This is a genomic window from Sulfurimonas aquatica, from assembly GCF_017357825.1.
In the GTDB taxonomy this organism is placed as follows: domain Bacteria; phylum Campylobacterota; class Campylobacteria; order Campylobacterales; family Sulfurimonadaceae; genus Sulfurimonas; species Sulfurimonas aquatica.
Map to the genome: position 1 here is coordinate 889,634 of NZ_CP046072.1, position 16,672 is coordinate 906,305.

The 16,672-nt window shown below is 30.8% G+C and carries 20 protein-coding genes; 14 read left to right on the plus strand and 6 right to left on the minus strand.

What is annotated here, in order from left to right; translation table 11 throughout:
- The first annotated feature begins 42 nt into the window (after positions 1 to 42).
- From GJV85_RS04320 to GJV85_RS04360, 9 genes are all read left to right on the plus strand, one after another.
- On the plus strand, positions 43 to 372 hold the full coding sequence (locus tag GJV85_RS04320) for a hypothetical protein (RefSeq protein WP_207562640.1): 330 nt from the start codon (positions 43 to 45) through the stop codon (positions 370 to 372).
- A 242-nt stretch (positions 373 to 614) separates the two neighbouring features.
- On the plus strand, positions 615 to 854 hold the full coding sequence (locus GJV85_RS13840) for a superinfection immunity protein (RefSeq protein ID WP_430739171.1): 240 nt from the start codon (positions 615 to 617) through the stop codon (positions 852 to 854).
- A 329-nt stretch (positions 855 to 1,183) separates the two neighbouring features.
- Entirely contained in the window at positions 1,184 to 1,864 is a 681-nt protein-coding gene (locus GJV85_RS04330; protein WP_207562642.1) for a hypothetical protein, read from the plus strand.
- Between the two features lie 10 nt (positions 1,865 to 1,874).
- The gene (locus GJV85_RS04335; RefSeq protein WP_207562643.1) at positions 1,875 to 2,456 is read left to right on the plus strand and encodes a hypothetical protein; all 582 of its coding nucleotides are present in this window, start codon (positions 1,875 to 1,877) and stop codon (positions 2,454 to 2,456) included.
- A gap of 80 nt (positions 2,457 to 2,536) precedes the next feature.
- Positions 2,537 to 3,562: a hypothetical protein gene (locus GJV85_RS04340; protein ID WP_207562644.1), complete on the plus strand. Its 1,026-nt coding sequence runs from the start codon at positions 2,537 to 2,539 to the stop codon at positions 3,560 to 3,562.
- Positions 3,563 to 4,054, plus strand: a complete 492-nt coding sequence (locus tag GJV85_RS04345) for a thermonuclease family protein (protein ID WP_207562645.1) — start codon at positions 3,563 to 3,565, stop codon at positions 4,052 to 4,054.
- A 3-nt stretch (positions 4,055 to 4,057) separates the two neighbouring features.
- The gene (locus tag GJV85_RS04350) at positions 4,058 to 5,509 is read left to right on the plus strand and encodes a hypothetical protein (RefSeq protein ID WP_207562646.1); all 1,452 of its coding nucleotides are present in this window, start codon (positions 4,058 to 4,060) and stop codon (positions 5,507 to 5,509) included.
- A gap of 39 nt (positions 5,510 to 5,548) precedes the next feature.
- The gene (locus tag GJV85_RS04355) at positions 5,549 to 5,860 is read left to right on the plus strand and encodes an endonuclease (RefSeq protein WP_207562647.1); all 312 of its coding nucleotides are present in this window, start codon (positions 5,549 to 5,551) and stop codon (positions 5,858 to 5,860) included.
- Between the two features lie 32 nt (positions 5,861 to 5,892).
- Positions 5,893 to 6,636, plus strand: a complete 744-nt coding sequence (locus GJV85_RS04360) for a tetratricopeptide repeat protein (RefSeq protein WP_207562648.1) — start codon at positions 5,893 to 5,895, stop codon at positions 6,634 to 6,636.
- Between the two features lie 87 nt (positions 6,637 to 6,723).
- On the opposite strand, the gene GJV85_RS04365 is transcribed toward GJV85_RS04360, so the two are convergent.
- The 3 genes from GJV85_RS04365 to GJV85_RS04375 form a co-directional block, all read right to left on the minus strand.
- Complete coding sequence (locus GJV85_RS04365; RefSeq protein ID WP_207562649.1) at positions 6,724 to 7,446, minus strand: HNH endonuclease; 723 nt, start codon at positions 7,444 to 7,446, stop codon at positions 6,724 to 6,726.
- A gap of 82 nt (positions 7,447 to 7,528) precedes the next feature.
- Complete coding sequence (locus tag GJV85_RS04370) at positions 7,529 to 9,199, minus strand: DUF2075 domain-containing protein (RefSeq protein WP_207562650.1); 1,671 nt, start codon at positions 9,197 to 9,199, stop codon at positions 7,529 to 7,531.
- The gene (locus GJV85_RS04375; RefSeq protein WP_207562651.1) at positions 9,199 to 9,543 is read right to left on the minus strand and encodes a nucleotide pyrophosphohydrolase; all 345 of its coding nucleotides are present in this window, start codon (positions 9,541 to 9,543) and stop codon (positions 9,199 to 9,201) included. Before GJV85_RS04375 ends, GJV85_RS04370 begins: the two co-directional genes overlap by 1 nt.
- A gap of 121 nt (positions 9,544 to 9,664) precedes the next feature.
- Between GJV85_RS04375 and GJV85_RS04380 the strand changes: the two genes are divergently transcribed.
- On the plus strand, positions 9,665 to 10,162 hold the full coding sequence (locus GJV85_RS04380; RefSeq protein WP_207562652.1) for a hypothetical protein: 498 nt from the start codon (positions 9,665 to 9,667) through the stop codon (positions 10,160 to 10,162).
- A gap of 234 nt (positions 10,163 to 10,396) precedes the next feature.
- On the opposite strand, the gene GJV85_RS04385 is transcribed toward GJV85_RS04380, so the two are convergent.
- The 3 genes from GJV85_RS04385 to GJV85_RS04395 all read right to left on the minus strand — a co-directional run bounded on the left by GJV85_RS04385 (position 10,397) and on the right by GJV85_RS04395 (position 12,582).
- A complete protein-coding gene (locus tag GJV85_RS04385) occupies positions 10,397 to 11,104 on the minus strand; it encodes a DUF445 domain-containing protein (RefSeq protein WP_207562653.1) in 708 nt (235 codons plus the stop codon).
- A gap of 66 nt (positions 11,105 to 11,170) precedes the next feature.
- Positions 11,171 to 11,860 carry a response regulator transcription factor gene (locus GJV85_RS04390; protein WP_207562654.1) on the minus strand — a complete coding sequence of 230 codons (690 nt, stop codon included), beginning with the start codon at positions 11,858 to 11,860 and terminating at the stop codon, positions 11,171 to 11,173.
- Between the two features lie 5 nt (positions 11,861 to 11,865).
- Positions 11,866 to 12,582, minus strand: coding sequence for a sensor histidine kinase (locus GJV85_RS04395; RefSeq protein ID WP_207562655.1), 717 nt, complete (start codon positions 12,580 to 12,582; stop codon positions 11,866 to 11,868).
- Between the two features lie 144 nt (positions 12,583 to 12,726).
- On the opposite strand from GJV85_RS04395, the gene GJV85_RS04400 reads away from it, so the two are divergent.
- Genes GJV85_RS04400 through GJV85_RS04415 form a run of 4 tightly spaced genes read left to right on the plus strand, consistent with a single transcriptional unit; the run spans position 12,727 to position 16,671 of the window.
- On the plus strand, positions 12,727 to 13,305 hold the full coding sequence (locus GJV85_RS04400) for a hypothetical protein (RefSeq protein WP_207562656.1): 579 nt from the start codon (positions 12,727 to 12,729) through the stop codon (positions 13,303 to 13,305).
- Positions 13,306 to 13,311: 6 nt separating this feature from the next.
- On the plus strand, positions 13,312 to 14,961 hold the full coding sequence (locus tag GJV85_RS04405; protein ID WP_207562657.1) for an OmpA family protein: 1,650 nt from the start codon (positions 13,312 to 13,314) through the stop codon (positions 14,959 to 14,961).
- A complete protein-coding gene (locus tag GJV85_RS04410; RefSeq protein ID WP_207562658.1) occupies positions 14,948 to 15,448 on the plus strand; it encodes a Rab family GTPase in 501 nt (166 codons plus the stop codon). Before GJV85_RS04405 ends, GJV85_RS04410 begins: the two co-directional genes overlap by 14 nt.
- Complete coding sequence (locus GJV85_RS04415) at positions 15,448 to 16,671, plus strand: sensor domain-containing diguanylate cyclase (RefSeq protein WP_207562659.1); 1,224 nt, start codon at positions 15,448 to 15,450, stop codon at positions 16,669 to 16,671. The genes GJV85_RS04410 and GJV85_RS04415 overlap by 1 nt, the downstream gene beginning before the upstream one ends.
- Position 16,672: the final 1 nt, after the last annotated feature.

Here is a 16,672-nt window from a genome sequence, read left to right on the forward strand (position 1 = left end):
TAATATTAGCATTAGTAGTACCAATGTTATTAATAGCAGGAAATGCTAAGGATAGAAATAGACAATAATGAAAAGTATAATTCGACAGGCTCCTCTTATGTTGATTATGAAGAGATTAGTTCACTAATAAAAGGATTGAAATATATTGAGTCTATTACAAAAAATCCCACAAAACTTAAGAATTATGAAGCAATATATAAAACAAATGGTGAACTTGAGATAACAAATTTCAATTCCAGTAGTGGAAACTTAGTTGCAGTTCAAGCAGGTAGATATAGTGGTAAATCTATATATCTAGAATTAAGTCAAGTCAAAGAGTTAAAAGCAATTCTTAGTGAAGCATATACAAAAATAAAATCAATGAAAAAATAAACGTGTTTCATGGAAACATCATAATTTAGATTGTTTATGTAAGAATAAATTAGTAATAAAATGTAAATAACTTAGAAAAGGTTCTTTTGTGTTGAAAATTAGTAAGGTCGAATTAGTTATATTCTTAATTTCGTTGGTTGTGACTACAATTTTTTATTTTAGTAATCAGAATATGGCTTCTTTTCTTATTATTCCTCTTGCATTTGTTGCTACATGGATTTATATGATGCCAACAGTAATAGCTGAAAAGAGAGCATCCAAGCCTTTTTCTTATAGGAGTGCTGAATTTTTTATTAGGATTTACACTTTTAGTATGGGTAGCTTGTTTTATATGGGCTTCTACAAATAGAAATGAGGAATCGAATAATTCAATAAGAATAAATATTGCAGAAGAAATTGAAAAATTAGATGTATTAAGAAAAAAAGGATTACTAACGGATGAAGAATTTAAGCAACAGAAATTGAAAATATTAAACTCTTAATAGCCTCTTTAAGCTTCTAAAATAAAAGTCAAGAGAACTTGCATTATGTTAACCACTAAATCCCTATAAAAGCCACTTTAAGGTTTAAATTTCAATAATTAGTATTCTATGTGTTATTCTTAAGAGGGTAAAAAAGGATAAAACCCTAAATATAGGGATTTGCTACTTTAAGAAATAAAGTTTTTGTGAGTTTAAGTTTTACTGCTCCTTTATGGACTTTACTTCCATACATTGTAGCTCAAAATTAATATTAACCTTTTATATTAAAAAAGCTATTTGTAAGTAAATATGTAATACTGTTATATAAAATTAACTTACAATGGACAAACATGATATACAAGAAACTAAATTTTATAATACCTGTAGTAATAGCATCAGGATTAATGTTGTCTGGGTGTAACTCAGGACCAAAACCTACATTAGTGCATATACCTTCATTGAAAACTATATCAAAAGCTGAGATTGGACAGAATATGTTTGAAAGTATTTATGCTGTTTATAAGCATGAAAATGAGGTGAAATTCTTAGATAACATAGACAAAAGTAAATATACATATGATAGTGATAGATATACATTTTATATGAAAAAAATAGATAATCAATGTGTAATGATTAGAGAGAATGGTCGTACCCATCTATATGATAAAAATTGTGATGGTGTATTTACTCATGGAAATAATGATTTATTTAGTGATGGAAAACTTGATAAGGAAGTGAGATATACAACTGTTCCAGCTAAACCTAGTAGTATACTACCAAGTTCATGGAAATATGATGTCTTGTATCAAGGTAAAATTGAAAACAAGCTGAACATAACATTTCGTGAATACTATTACTCACCTACAGTTCGTAATTTTATGATACGAGATTCGTTTACACAAAATATACAGTATGAACTTAATGAAAATGGTAAGGCAATGATTGGTTTTAAAGGCTTGAGAATCAAAGTACTAAAAGCAACAAATTTGGATATTGAATATCAAGTAATTAAAGATTATGACAAGATATAGAAGGAAGATTATGACAAAGTTATTATTAATAGCCTTACTAATGGTCAGTTTATTACTTACTGCTTGTGGTGGTGGAGATTCTACTACTGGTACAAATACTTCAGACTATCTGATAGTAGCTGGGAATACTAAAGGTTTTGAAATGAAATCAAATGGTAAAGTTTTATCAGGTGGTACAGGTTGCATTAGTGCTAGGATATATGATAGTAATGCTAATAGCCTTGCTCTAAGTAATAAAGTCGTAGACCTCACTCCAGGAACATATACTGCTGTATTTACTTCAAGGAGTAGTACATCACCAAATTCAATTGGTGCATTATATACAACTGAATCTACTTTTCAGGTTCCAGCTGTAATTTATAATAACCTTTATTCAATCACTGCAGGTACTACACAACTATACAAACTTACCATATCACAAACTACATCTTTTGCAATGAGTAGAACACAAACAGCTTCAAGTTTATATGATGAAAATTTAAACTACATCACCACTTCAGATACATTTACATTAAATACAGGAACTTATTATTTATTAGCATATTCAATTAACTGTGGCGTTGCAGGTAGTTTCAATATGGCTGAACTTTAACATCTAAATACATGAGATAGTTACAAGGCTAGAGAAGATAAAGGCTCAAAAAGAGTACCAAGTAACCAAGGGATAATGAAATGATATTAGATGGTCTATATCTATATAGATATGCTAACAGTGATAGAATTGAATTAAATGGGATTCACAGTAAAGAATCAATTATTGAACTGATGGTAGACGAATGGATTTACTATATGGAATGTCATAAATGCGGTAAATCAGACTATTGTAAATACACGGAACCACATAATGTTAACCCTGATAAAAAAGCTGAAATTAAATGTGGAGTTGCAAAAGATTTTATTACTAATTATATAAATAACACTTTTGATAGTATCGAAGATTTAGAGATTGAACAAAAGCAAGCTTATTTAGATACAGCTTATTACTTATCTCAATATGTACAAAGTGCAGAAATAGGTATTGGTACTTTGATAAATGAAGATTATTTAAGTGTATGGGGAGAGTTTGCACCTGCACTGTATGGTTTTACTAAAGAGCCATTAGATTATTTAAACAAAGCTCATAAAGAAATGAAGCATGTAGGAATGTTTAGAAGTAAAAAGAGTTTGATATTAGTTGAAGGCTATAGTGAAAATATTTTTGTAGATAATTTTTCTGACATCAAGGTAGTGAATTATGAAGGAGAAGGTAGAATAAGATACGACAAGATAGAATTTTTAGTGCAAGAATATCAAGAAGATGGTTACGAAGTTTATTTACAATCTGATATGGATGGAAAACCACATAATGACAAAGTAAACAAAATAATTAATGGAGGATTAATAAAAGAAGAAAATATATTTCAATTTAAACACGACTTTGAATCCTCCATTCCAGCAAAACTTTTTTATACAATACTAATAGATAACGAATTGATTAGTGATACATTTGAAAACTTTGAAGAAGGTATAGATTTACAACGAGGTATAGTTCATTATGTTGAGACGAAATATGATATTAGTATTAATAAAAGAATGATAGCAACTGAAGTTAGTTTAGCAATACATAAATATTCTAGAAGAAGAAACCTATATCAAGATGAAAGGTTTTTAGATACTGAAATAGGAAAGTTTTGGAATTTTATAAGGAAAGTAAACTAAGTGAAATTATTACTACCTATTCTAATCTCAGTCAGTCTGAATGCAGATATAGGGGTACTAAAAAAAGTAGTTGATGGTGATACTCTTAACTTCACAAATGATAAATGCAGACTACTTTATATTGACACTCCTGAAAGTAAGAGAAACAAGAAAGCTAAGCTAGATACAAAGCAATGTAAAAACTTTACATTAGATACTATGGTTAGAATAGGCAAGCAATCAACAGAACATGCTCAAACACTTGTTGAGGTTGGTAAGTCATATAAGTATGAAGTGATTGGTAAAGATAGGTATAATCGTTCTCTATGTGTTGTATACACTCCCATAGGTATATTTAACGAGTTGATGGTTAGAGATGGTTATGCAATGCCTTATGAGAGCTATATGCCAAGTAAACTAAAAAGTAAATACCACAAATTATCTAGAGAGGCTAAGCGACTTAATCGTGGACTATGGAAGTCTTATGATATTGATTGTATAGGTAAATATTGATTAATGAAAAGAATACCATACAAAAAACTTCAAAAGTATAATAGAATAAGAAAAAATACATATTCAAAACTACTTCGTAAATATTCTGTTAGACAATGGTTGACTTGTATACGACAGATAAATATAAAAATGTATAACTATGAAATTTATGACCAAAATAGTAGACTTAAATATAAGCCAGAGTTCCTAACTGTTAATGCAGACATGGCGATTAGGGTGGCGAAAGATAATAACAATGATTTTGAACTTCCAGTACCTGGACAATGTGATTGGCTTACTAGCACAGAAATTAATCTAAGTGATGGTCCAAAAAGTTTAATTAAACTATTTGGGGTTGGTGGCATATCATTAATGGCGGTATGGCAAAACAGGCTTCTGTACAATCAATCAAATATGCTTGCTAGAATGCATGTCCTATATAAAAACTATGATAGCCAAGTTGTATCTGCTATAGGTATATCAATTAAAGATATTTATGTAATATTATTAGCTCTTTCAGTTGTATATCAAAAGAAAAAGAAGATTTATTTAAAAAAAGATGCTCTTATCCATCCTGAAATAGAAAGCCTAAGTAAAGATAAAATAATAAAATTTTTAGCTTATTTTTCAAGAACATCAGTTCAGTATAAAGCAGAGGCAAAACAAGAGAAAATATATGAAAACAGCTTTGGTAAGTTCAAGTATCTTATTAGATATCCAATTATAGAGCTAGAGGAAGATTTATATATAGTCCCCGTCTTTGAACAACTCCTTGATACTCTATCTAATAACTTGTATTTTTTATTATTGGAACATTTTCACAATATTAGTAAAAAGTCATCAAAGAAGTTTCTTGATAATTTTGGCAATATCTTAGAAAAATATGTTTTAGATTTGGCAGGAGATGTATTTGAAGCAAAAAATATAATTAGAGCCGACGATATTGTACCAAATGCTAATGAATTAAGATGTGAAGTTGTAGCATATGATAATAATAAGGCATTAGCTATAGAAGTTAAAAAAATGAACTTTAAACGAGATGCTATAATTGATATAGATAAAATTCATATTGATGATGTGTTAGAAAAACACTTAGTAAAAGCTTTCAAGCAAATTGAGAATACACTGAATTATGTAGATAAAGAAGTGCAGTACGGAATTATTGTAGTTCCTGATATTATGTTGAGTCTCTCAAGTATGATTGATTATATGAAGGTTCGCTTTAAAGGCACAGCAAAGTTTGATGATGGAATATTTATCTGTACATTATCATGGTATGAAGCTTTAATGGCTAATAAAGTCGACATTGTTTTTGATATATTAAATAAAGCCTTTGAGCGAGAGTTTCATGAAGGCAATGATATTATAATGGTAATGGATGATATGAAACAAAAAGGGTATAACATAAAAACACTCAATGAGAATTTAACAAACAGCACTTTAGATATATTAAAAACAATTGAAAAGAAATATTAAGAGGAGCATCTCTCTATAGCTTAGTATATTTTTTAGCACTTGTTCCCTGTAGTAGGTGAGTTAAATGCATATAGAAAGAACTTTAGATTTGATTTTGAAGAAGCGAGTGGTGGTCAATATGGTGAATGCAAGTTCGATGTTCTCTTTAAAGATAAAAGAGCTAGAGTAAAAGAAGAGCTTAGCGGTGTGATTGCAAGAGACTATCTATACTTCAACAAACAATATAAAATGAAACTCTCAAATCAAGAACTAAAGAAGTATCAAGCTTTGAATCACCAGTATCTTCTAAGATTATGCATTATTTACTGGAATGATAAAAAAAGTGGTGCTTTTAAAATATATTATGTATAATTTAGAAAATTTAATGGATACAGGTATTAATAATGAAATTTTTAGTTTTTTCTTTATGTCTTTTATTTCTTACTGGTTGTTTTGACAATCCAATAAAAAAAGCTGCTGAAGCTTTAAAAGTTGGTGATGTATCAAAAGCTTTTACTCTATATAAGATTGCAGCTGAAGATGGTAGTTCTAATGCACAATACGAGTTAGGGCTTATGTATGAGAAAGGTTTACTAGGAACACCAGATTATCAAAATGCTTTTAAATGGTTTGAGCAATCTGCCAAACAGCAAGACCCTCGCGGAGAGTTCAAACTAGCTTATTATTATGAAGGTGGCATGGGAATACCAAAAAATTATAAAAAGGCAATAAAATGGTACACTCTCTCAGCAAATAAAAATTATTCCTTCGCAATATATAATTTAGGAGTAGCTTATTATGAGGGCAGATTAATCAAGCAGGACATGCTGAAAGCACTAGATTTATGGAAGCAAGCTGCTATGTTAGGAGATGCATCTTCTCAATTTAATATTGGAGTACTGTATTCAGAGGGCAAAGTAGTCGCGAAAAGTTATAAGGAAGCAGCTGAGTGGTATAGGCTAGCAGCAGAGAAAAATTATACTCAGGCTCAGATGAATCTAGGTTACTTGTATGATGAAGGTTTAGGAGTTCAAAAAAATAAAATTACAGCTTATAACTTATATATTAAAGCAGCAGAAAAAGGTCATCAAGGTGCTCAAAATAATTTAAACATATTATGTCGAGAAAGTTCTTGGGCATGCAAATAACAAATCAAATAATTAATCAGTATACTATAATCTTCAAAACTAAAAGGTATTAATATGTAAAAAATAGTTCTTACATTGTGATGATTTTCATTTATATATAATTTCTTTTAATTTATCAATATTAATAGGTGGATTTTCTTTATGAAGCATTGCATGACAATTTGGGCATACTGGTCGAAGGTCCTTTATTGGGTTTAATCTGTATTCTTTTCCAATCTCAGAAATAGGTCTTATATGATGGACATGTATAAAACCTGTTCCAATAGCACCATATGTATCTTCAAAGTTAAACAAGCATACTTGGCATTTTAAGCCATAGTATTCAATACATTTTTCTCTTGCACTGGAGTCTCTTTCATAACGATTTACTGTAGTTTCTTTTTTTGCACCTTCGTAGTGAATTTCAGTTTCATCTATATCATCTGGGTAAATAATAGTTGCCTGACGATTTAGCATATTGGTGTACTTATGAACTATTTGTCTACTCTTATGCATATTGGTTGGAGATTTTTTTTCATAGTACTCGATATTTAACATTACAGATTGGAGTGCATTTTTAAGTATGCTTTCACCAAAGTCCTTTAAAAAGTTTTCAAAAAAATATTCCAAAGTTTCGGCATTATTTGTTCTGGCATAATGACGACCTTCATACATACATTTAAAGTTATAAATTATATCTGATGCAGAACCTCTATTCATACCAAGTTTTTCCGCTTCAATTAATGCATTTTTTTTACTAGTTTGATTAAAGTATACACTTTTGGCAAGTTCATAAATATATGTAATTTCTTTTATTGTAATTCTTGGCATGACTAATCCTCTTTTAATTTTTCAATTAAATTATACCTAGCTAGTAGTAATGCTACAAGTGATAGGAATATTAATAGTAATTTCATATGTTTATATACCTTCTAAAGTATGCTTCAAGCTTTTTATCGTAGCAATATACATATGTTCCCTTAATAGCTCTATACATTATAGTTTTATATATATTGATAATGTAGTCGTGAAGTTGACTCTCATTGATACTAGCTTTACCATTTCTATCGTGGTAATTCTCTTTAATAACTTCTATTTGCTTAGTAGTTTCATTGTATGTAATCTCACTACCAAATATAATTCCTGAATAGTTTAAGTCATATCCTTGTGTTGTATGTATACAACCCATTTCTGTAATGTCATTAACAGAATTAATCCAATCTTCTAGTTTTCTATTCCAATAAAGGTCTATGCCGTCAATAGTTACATCTGGTTGAGTACTTTCTTTTGAAACCCACTTCCACGAATAACCAGATATTATCCTAGTAAGACCATGCTCTTTCTCTTTTTCTTGCAAGGAGTCTAGCATAAATTTCATAGATGAAAATAACTTAAGTTCATAGTGAGGTGCATCCCACTTTACTAACTCTGATGTATTGTTTGTAAGTAGTTTATCAACAAATTCTATATAGTCACCACCACCTTCAACTCTCAACTGAGATTTTAATACAAGTACATTTGCTTGCTGTTTTATAGCATCAAATTTCTTTTTCTCTATATCCGAAGGTTTAATGGATTGCTTAGCATCATAGAAGAACAATTGATTATCACTTGATAACATTATCCAGTCTAATTCTGTACCTTCATACTTATCAAGATTAAAATGCTTATTTGTTTTATCAAACTCTCCGTACCCAGTGATGTTCTTTCTTCTTTTTAATCGGTGTGACTCATCAACAACAAGTAAATCATAATGAGCCTTCTTAACTTCATTGGGTCCAATAACCATACTAGGTGTTAGTCCATGTATACTTTTAAAAACTTTCTTGAGAGTCTTTCTAAGTGGTGTCATAGGAACAACTAAAGCTATATTTAACACCTTCTTCCCGATTTTTACTTTTACTCTTTGGGCTAATTCAATAAGAGAATTAACTTCTAAGTCACTTTCTTCATCTTCATCGACTTCACTCAATAAAAGCTTGATTAGATAAACAGCTAGTATTGTTTTTCCAGTACCAGCACTACCTTGTATGAATGTTGTATTTGTAATTTCAGGTGAGAGTAAAGTGTATAAATAACTCTTTAGAGATGTAAACTGGTCATCAGAGAGACTTTTATATGGAGAATATTTAAATAAATCAGAGTTTTGAATATCTAGAAGGTCATGTTTTACAAGGTTCTCGAACTGAAGGTTTTTCCATATATCTTTAAATGTATTTTCGTATTTCTCTTTTTGATAATACTGATGATTTACTATTCCATCATTTCCGTTAAGAAGTTTATAGTGACCATCTCCAAGCATGTTCTGAATAAGGTTGGACTCTATGTCTAGTACAGATGATTTATTAAAGTAATGGCTAAATATAATCTTGATATTTTTTAGTTTCTTTTTTTCTGGATGAGCTAAATGTTGCTTGAGCCGATTAATTATATTAGTTGTTTCACCAATGTAAGCTTGTTTATCTTTTTCACTATAAATTATATACACTGTAGGAAAATTATAATACGTAGGTGCTTTATCAAGAATATTATAAGAAGCAGTGTGGTCAAATATAAAGTCTCTAGTTATGCACTCAAATGACATTAAATATCCGTATACTTTTTAAATGAGCCTTTCACCTTATCAATAGGGTATTTCTCTTCATTCTTTTTCATCTTTTCGATAATTGCTTCTTCTAAGTCTATATCTAGCTTAGTGCATAGTTTCAATAAGTAAATGGCAATATCTGCTACCTCTTCTTTAGCATGTTGTTTTGTACCTGAAGGTAAATTATTAGATTGTTCTTCAGTTAACCATTGAAATATTTCGTTTAGTTCACCTACTTCTCCAGTTAGAGCCATTACAATATTTTTTGGTGAGTGGTATTTATTCCAATCTCGTTGTATTGAAAACTGTTCAATTTTATAATTAATCTTTTTTATATCCATGTAATAATAACCTTTTATAATGATATATGTTTAAATATTATAACTAAACTAAATCTTCTCAATATATCAATTTATTAGATAAATGAAAACTAGTGTAATATACAATGAAAAGGCTATAACTTTGTTAATAAAGAAAAAGATTGAAGAATATACTTCTTGTAAGCAACTAATTGAGGAGCATTTGGAGAAATTAGAAAACCATAAATTAATGTCATGTAAATTAGAAGATGTTCCAAGTAGTTCACATAATTATATTTATGCTGACGGTACTTTTAATATAATGAAAGTGAGGTCTATTGTTGGTGTCGGGGAAAAAACTTGGATGCAAGCATTAAATGACATTTTACCCCAAGGTCACAACTTTTCATCTGAATACAATTGTAGTGGAAAAAGAGATGGAAAAAATCCGTTTAGTTTAGCTTATTTTAATGCTTCTATAGAAAATAAATCTGAACTAGGTCAAGGTAATGAGACTGATAGGGAATGGGCAGTTGTTGAAATAGATGGTAGGATTCATGTTAGAAATGGAAAGCATAGAACAATCATTGCTCGAGCACTATATTGCTTAGGAATGATAAACTCAGAGATACCAGTCAATAAATTATGTAAAATAAGTTAGTTTATTGAGTTATAACAGTACATACCATCACCAGCATTCGTCTTAGTCTCTTTAGTACCATTGCCTATCATTTCATCTATCTTTTGTGTATTTTATGATTATGTAAAAAGAATTCTTTTTACATAAGTGAATATTTTGCAGTTTTTGTCAATATTTAGCATATTTAGAGTGATTTGTTGTAAAAATATGTTGTAAAATTAAATAAGTAATCTCTTTGTGCTACCTATTATAGGGCTATATGAAAAATGAACTAACAAGCCCAATTAGCCCACCAAAAACTCCACCCCAAACGACTAGCCACTCTAGATGTTCTTTTATGAGTTTTTGGAGAATCTCTTTTACGAGTTGTGGCGTTAGCTCGTTTAGTCTCGTGTCTATGACACTCTCAATCGACTTTAACATATCATCATTAAGTGATGAACTTTGCATATGAGTAGCTAATGTCGCGTTAAATGCTTGCGAGTTTACTATCTTTATTACTGCAGCTTTCATCTTTAGTGAAAATGGCTCTCGAAGATTATCTAGTGCTGCTTCTCCTCCAAACATACCGAGCATTCCACCAAATGATGACTCCATTACCGTTTTACTTAGTGCATCAAATGCAGGTGTGAAATCTGTCTCTTCTATGATAGGCTCTAGGTTTATTTTTTTCTCTTCATCTTCAAAAAAACTCTCTAACTGCTCTCGTGTAAAAAATTCACTCATCATTAGGTTTTTTATAGCCTCTTTGAAAGCCTCGAAACGCGAGGGAATGACGCCCGAGCCATAAAGAAAAGGAACTTTTTCAAATAGCATATGAACAGCAAGTTGGTTTGTAAGGGCTCCAGAGAGTGCAAAAAGACCGCTAAAGAGTAGGGCGGAGTGTAGTTCCAAAAGAAGATATGAGAGTGCGATTAGTGCTACTGCTATGAGGTTAGTTATTAAACTTTTATTTATTTTCAACATTTTTCCTATTGGGCATATTTAATAGTAATTATACAAACTGAGTGAATCTAGAGCTAATAAATGTTAAAGCTCTATTTTATATCCAACGCCAAAAACATTTTTTATAGTTCCCTCGGGAAGCTTCCTTCTTAAACCTTTGATAAGAGTTTTAAGAGCATCGCCTCTAGGTTCATCTGAGTCATACCATAACTCATAAATTATATCATCTGAGCTAAATATTTTGTTTATATTTGAAAATAGTAGACTTAAAAGTTCTATCTCTTTTCTTGTTAAAGTATCTACTACATCTTGATGCATCAACTGTTTGTTTTCTTGGTCCCAGTAGTATGAATCTTTCATTTTTATTATTGTGTTTGAAGTAATCGAAAAGTTATGTATCTCTTCTTGTGCCAACTCTATGGCACTTTTTAAGTCCGAGCGAGAAACAGGTTTAACAAGATATTTTGTCAGCTTTAACTCACTCGCATTTAGAAGTGTTTCGACATCAGAGTTGGCAGTTAACATGATAGCTCTTGTTGTGTGATCACTCTCTCGTATCTTTTGAAGAAATTCAATCCCGCTCATCCCCGGTAGATTTATATCTATAATTAAAATTGTAGGATGCTTTGTTTTATAAATTCTAAGTGCATCTTGTGCATCTTTAGCCTCATAGATGGTATCAAAAAAACGTTTTAAATACTCTACATAGTTACGTCTTACTTCAGTTTCATCTTCTACATATAGAAGTTTATACATTGACTTTTTCTTTTCCATTCTTCCTACTCTTTTGGTAGTGCTATATAAAAACAACTACCATCATTTTGATTTTTAACATTCAAGGAGCCATCTAGGCGTTCATTTAGGATTTTTTTTGCCATATAGAGTCCTAATCCGGTCCCTTGCGACTTATGCTTCGTTGTATAATAAGGCTCAAAAATCTTACTCATAACACTTTTAGTAATACCACCAGCATTATCACAAATAGCAATGAGATATTCACTTTCATTTTCAGTAAGTTCAAGCTCTATTTTTGCATTATAAGTGTTTCTGTTAAGTAGGGCATCTTTAGCATTGTTTAATAGTACAATTATTATCTGTTTTAATTCACCATGATAACATTCATGTTGAGCATCTATCATTAAGTTAGCCTTGAGTGTGATAGATTTCTCTTGTAGACCAGGCTTGAACATCTCTATTGCATCTTGTAGGGTTTCATTGAGGTTAGCTTTTGTTTTAAGAGTGTTTTGTGCAAAATAACCTCTGAAATCATCTATGGTATTTGACATGTATTTTGTAAGTGCTTCTATCTCTAAAAGTTTCTCTTCAATCAATGGTTCATTAATACCTTTATCATAAAGTATTTTATCTATCATACTTACTGAAGAGTTGATTTGAGAGAGTGGTTGTCTCCACTGATGTGCGATATTATCCATCATTGATTTGAGTGAATCTAACTTCTCAGCATCTATTTTTTCTCTTTGAATTTCATCAAACATTACAAACTAAAACCTCATATTTTATAAAACTATAAGTATATTATAGCAAATATTATAAAAAATCCACTCAATATTTATAAGTATAGTGTATACTACAAATATATAAAATCAGATGAAATTTAATCTGCTATTAAAAGGGTAAATATGAGTAAAGAAGCAAACACAAAACCAGATAATGACATTTCACAATTAGGGAATGTTGACCAGATAAGAGAGATACTTTTTGGTTCTCAGTCACGTGAACTAAAAGAAAAATTTGATAAAATTGAAGAGTCTATCAAGCTAATGCATGATGAAATGCGTAAAAAACTAGAGCAAAATCAGCTTGACTTTAACTCTAAAATAGATGCAGAAATAGATGGTATATCTAGAAAAATTAAAAATATGCTTTCAAAGCAACACGATGAATTCTCAGATGTTAGAGAGAGCGCGCTTAAGCAGGAAAAACGACTACAAACTTCTCTTGAAAATTTAGAAGAGGAACTTAACGCTAAACGCGAACAAGTTCAAAAACAACAAAATGAAAACAACTCTACACTTCGAAATCAAATGGATACTCTTAAAGATGAACTTATTGAAGTGTTAAACAGTAAAGTTTCTGAACTAGGAGAAGTGAAACTATCTCGTGATGATGCAGCTGAAATTATGATGGAAGCGGCTATGGCGATGAAAGGAACACAGATAAATCAACAACTTTCAATGGCACAGATAGATACGAAATAGTATACAATGAAAGAAAATGAAGAGACTATATCTCAAGATAAGGCTTTAGAGGAAGCTCTTAAGCCAATAGTTAACTCTCTTATTGATAAAAATTATGAGACATCTCAAGATAAAATAGCATCTCAAATGGCACCTCTTATTGGTAGTGCTATTCGTGAGCAGATAAGATCTCAAAAAGATGATGTAGTTGATGCCCTCTATCCTGTTTTAGGTAATATGATAAGTCGTTATGTGACTAAGACTTTAGAAGAGTTGTTAGAGAACATAAATAAGCAGGTTCAAGAAGGTCTCTCCTTTGAAGCTCTTAAGCGAAAAGTACAGGCTAAGATTCAAGGTGTGAGTGAAACTGAGTTACTATTTTCACAAAGTTCAACTTCTAATATTCAAGCCATACTTTTAATAGACAAAGAGACAGGTATAGTACTTGCACATGCCGAAAACCCTAACCATGCAGTAAGTGAACCTGAAATGTTAGCCTCTATGATGACGGCTATTAGAAGCTTCGTTAATGATTGGGTAGAGCAGAGTGATACTCATCAAGAGCTCGGTGAGATAGATTATGGCGGTAACAAAATAATTCTTGAAGCAAGTGGCTATAGTTACCTCGCAGTTATTGTAAAAGGGGCGGCAAGTAAAACTACCTATGACATGATTAGGGGTACACTTGAGAAAGTCGTATTGGAGTATGGTGAAGAGATAAAAGCATTTAATGGAGACCTAGAGAGTTTTTCTAACCTTGAAGTTACTAGGGAGTTAGCTAAAGTCTTAGATACTAAGCAGGTAGAAGAAGAGCCAAAAGAAGCTAAAAAAATTCATCCACTTATATTTATATTGCCGATTCTTTTATTGATTTGGATAGCTTATGCTATGTACAATAACTATCAAAATGATGCATTGCAAAGCCAAGCAAATGAACTACTCTATAAAACGCCACAACTTACATCTTTTCGAATAAATGCAAACCTAAAAGATGAGCAATTTACCCTGAGTGGAGAAGTTCCATTCTCTTACCATAAGCAACTAGCTCAAAAACTTTTAACTGGCATAGATGGAATACAAGAAGTAAAAAATAATATAATTGTCACTTCTGGACTTAAAGACCCAATGCAAATTAGTGCTAATATAAACTATCTATTATCTGGACTTAATACTCAAGAGGGGATAAACATTGATTATTATTACGACTATGACAATGTCACACTCATTGGTAATGTTTGGAGTAGTAACTATAAAGATAAAGTTTTAAATGCCATACAAAAGATAGATGCACAGATGAGCATAAAAGATGAAATTAAAGTTGTTCCACCAAAATTAGATAAGAGTATTTACTTTGATAAAGGCTCATCAAGCCTTACAAAAGAAGCTCATACATCTTTAATAGAGATAATAATACTTTTAGAAAAGTTAAAGGGTGATGGTTTGATAACAATTACATCTTATAGTGACTTGATTGGTTCAGTAAAACGTAACCGTGAGCTCTCTGAACAAAGAACTAGAAATATACTGAACTATCTTCAAGAAGAGGGAAAACTTAAAAATGAGTTTCTTCTTATAAATAAAGAGACCCCGCCAGAGGGAGTTGATCCAAGTGTGGATCCAGAGAAGGCGAGATGTGTCATAATCTCGTATAAAAAGGGAATAAATGATAGCATATAAAGTAGTTATGGTTGGAGACTTTGGTGTTGGTAAAACAAGCTTGGTCCGCCGTATTGTAGATAATAGCTTTAGTGATGAGTATCTCAGCACAATTGGCGTTTCAATATCAAAAAAAAATTTAGATAATGCAACTCTAATGCTATGGGATATTGAAGGACATACAGAGTTTAAACCAATATTTAAACAGTATTTACTGGGTTCTAAAGGCTTTATAATAGTCGCAGATATTACTCGTGAAAATACTATAGAATCTATAAAAAGGCATATAGAACTCTGTCACTCCATTATGCCTGGTTCACCAATCTGTGTGGCCCTTAACAAGTGTGATATGAAACATGATGTGTCTGAGGAAAATAGACAAGAGTTAAAAAAACTTAGTGAAACTATTGTTGATATCTACTTTACTTCTGCTAAAAATGGGGACTCTGTTTTAGAAATATTTACTGCATTAAATGATAGTATAGCCACACAAATAAAGAAAAGATAATGGAGATGATTACTAAGCTCATTTGTGAGAAAAATAAAATATCTTATGTGGTTTTTGACAAAAAATTCCTTATAAAAGATTTTAACTCTTCACTTGAGCTTATAGTAGATGAACCAGATAATTTAAAGCAAGCAACAGATATACGAGAGGTTATGTGGGAGTTTGTTGGTTTAGAAAACCGCATGGAAGAACTCTATAGTGGGCTTGAGAGTGTTATCCATTTTCCGATGATAAAAAAAGATGAGAACTATTATGACCTTGATGTTGAAACATATATCAATGAAGAGAATGAAAGAGTTTTTATCGCTTATCTTATACAAAAACCTAAAGAGTCTCTTGGTTATATAAATATGATAAAAGAGATAAATAGACGAACACTTATCTTAGAGAGTGATGATAAAAAAAATCAAGAAGAACACTATAATCTTATTAATAAAAAATTACTTAGTTTTAATGTTGATATGGATGGGATCATAACACTTAGCAATGATGCATTTTCTTATTTTTTTGACCTCTCAAGTGATCAAATTTTAGGAAAGCATTTCTCCTACTTTTTTAAAGCAAGAGATCTCACCTTACATGGAAACACAAGTATTATTTTTAATGCAATTAACCAAAAAGAGGAGATTATCTCTTTTCATGCTAATATTATTCCCTTAGCAAAAGAGGGGATAACTTATGAAAATATCATTATCTGTCAAGATGTAACTTATCTTAAGCGCATAGAAAAAGAGTTAGTGTTCGCCGCAAGTCACGATAGTCTCACAGGACTTGCAAACCGTTCTCAACTTTTAAAAAAAATGGATAGATCAATTACTAAACGAAATGGAGTTTTAGGTAATTTTTCGATCTGTTGTATTGATTTAGATAAATTTAAGCCAGTTAATGACAACTATGGACACCATGCAGGAGATATGTTACTCAAGCATATTGCAAAAGTACTTACAGATTTCGTACGTAAAAAAGATATGGTTGCGCGTATAGGTGGTGATGAATTTGTTATATTTTTTGATTCTTTAAGTGAAAAAAAATCTCTTTGTAAAATGATAGAAAGAATAGAAGAACTTCCATCTAAAAAACCTTTTATATACAGTGAAGAAGATATTATTGAGTTTTCTTTTAGTTTAGGTGTTGCCTCATTTCCTAGAGATGCTAAGGACTCTCAGACACTTTTAAATGTTGCTGATAAAGCTATGTATATGTCAAAGAAGAGTGAGCATTAAA

Bases quoted from the DNA above. Each gene is read 5' to 3' on its own strand.
- GJV85_RS04320 (WP_207562640.1), top strand. From the start codon at position 43: ATGCTAAGGATAGAAATAGACAATAATGAAAAGTATAATTCGACAGGC.
- GJV85_RS04330 (WP_207562642.1), top strand. From the start codon at position 1,184: ATGATATACAAGAAACTAAATTTTATAATACCTGTAGTAATAGCATCA.
- GJV85_RS04335 (WP_207562643.1), top strand. From the start codon at position 1,875: ATGACAAAGTTATTATTAATAGCCTTACTAATGGTCAGTTTATTACTT.
- GJV85_RS04340 (WP_207562644.1), top strand. From the start codon at position 2,537: ATGATATTAGATGGTCTATATCTATATAGATATGCTAACAGTGATAGA.
- GJV85_RS04350 (WP_207562646.1), top strand. From the start codon at position 4,058: ATGAAAAGAATACCATACAAAAAACTTCAAAAGTATAATAGAATAAGA.
- GJV85_RS04360 (WP_207562648.1), top strand. From the start codon at position 5,893: ATGAAATTTTTAGTTTTTTCTTTATGTCTTTTATTTCTTACTGGTTGT.
- GJV85_RS04365 (WP_207562649.1), bottom strand. From the start codon at position 7,446: ATGCCAAGAATTACAATAAAAGAAATTACATATATTTATGAACTTGCC.
- GJV85_RS04370 (WP_207562650.1), bottom strand. From the start codon at position 9,199: ATGTCATTTGAGTGCATAACTAGAGACTTTATATTTGACCACACTGCT.
- GJV85_RS04375 (WP_207562651.1), bottom strand. From the start codon at position 9,543: ATGGATATAAAAAAGATTAATTATAAAATTGAACAGTTTTCAATACAA.
- GJV85_RS04390 (WP_207562654.1), bottom strand. From the start codon at position 11,860: ATGGAAAAGAAAAAGTCAATGTATAAACTTCTATATGTAGAAGATGAA.
- GJV85_RS04395 (WP_207562655.1), bottom strand. From the start codon at position 12,582: ATGTTTGATGAAATTCAAAGAGAAAAAATAGATGCTGAGAAGTTAGAT.
- GJV85_RS04400 (WP_207562656.1), top strand. From the start codon at position 12,727: ATGAGTAAAGAAGCAAACACAAAACCAGATAATGACATTTCACAATTA.
- GJV85_RS04405 (WP_207562657.1), top strand. From the start codon at position 13,312: ATGAAAGAAAATGAAGAGACTATATCTCAAGATAAGGCTTTAGAGGAA.
- GJV85_RS04410 (WP_207562658.1), top strand. From the start codon at position 14,948: ATGATAGCATATAAAGTAGTTATGGTTGGAGACTTTGGTGTTGGTAAA.
- GJV85_RS04415 (WP_207562659.1), top strand. From the start codon at position 15,448: ATGGAGATGATTACTAAGCTCATTTGTGAGAAAAATAAAATATCTTAT.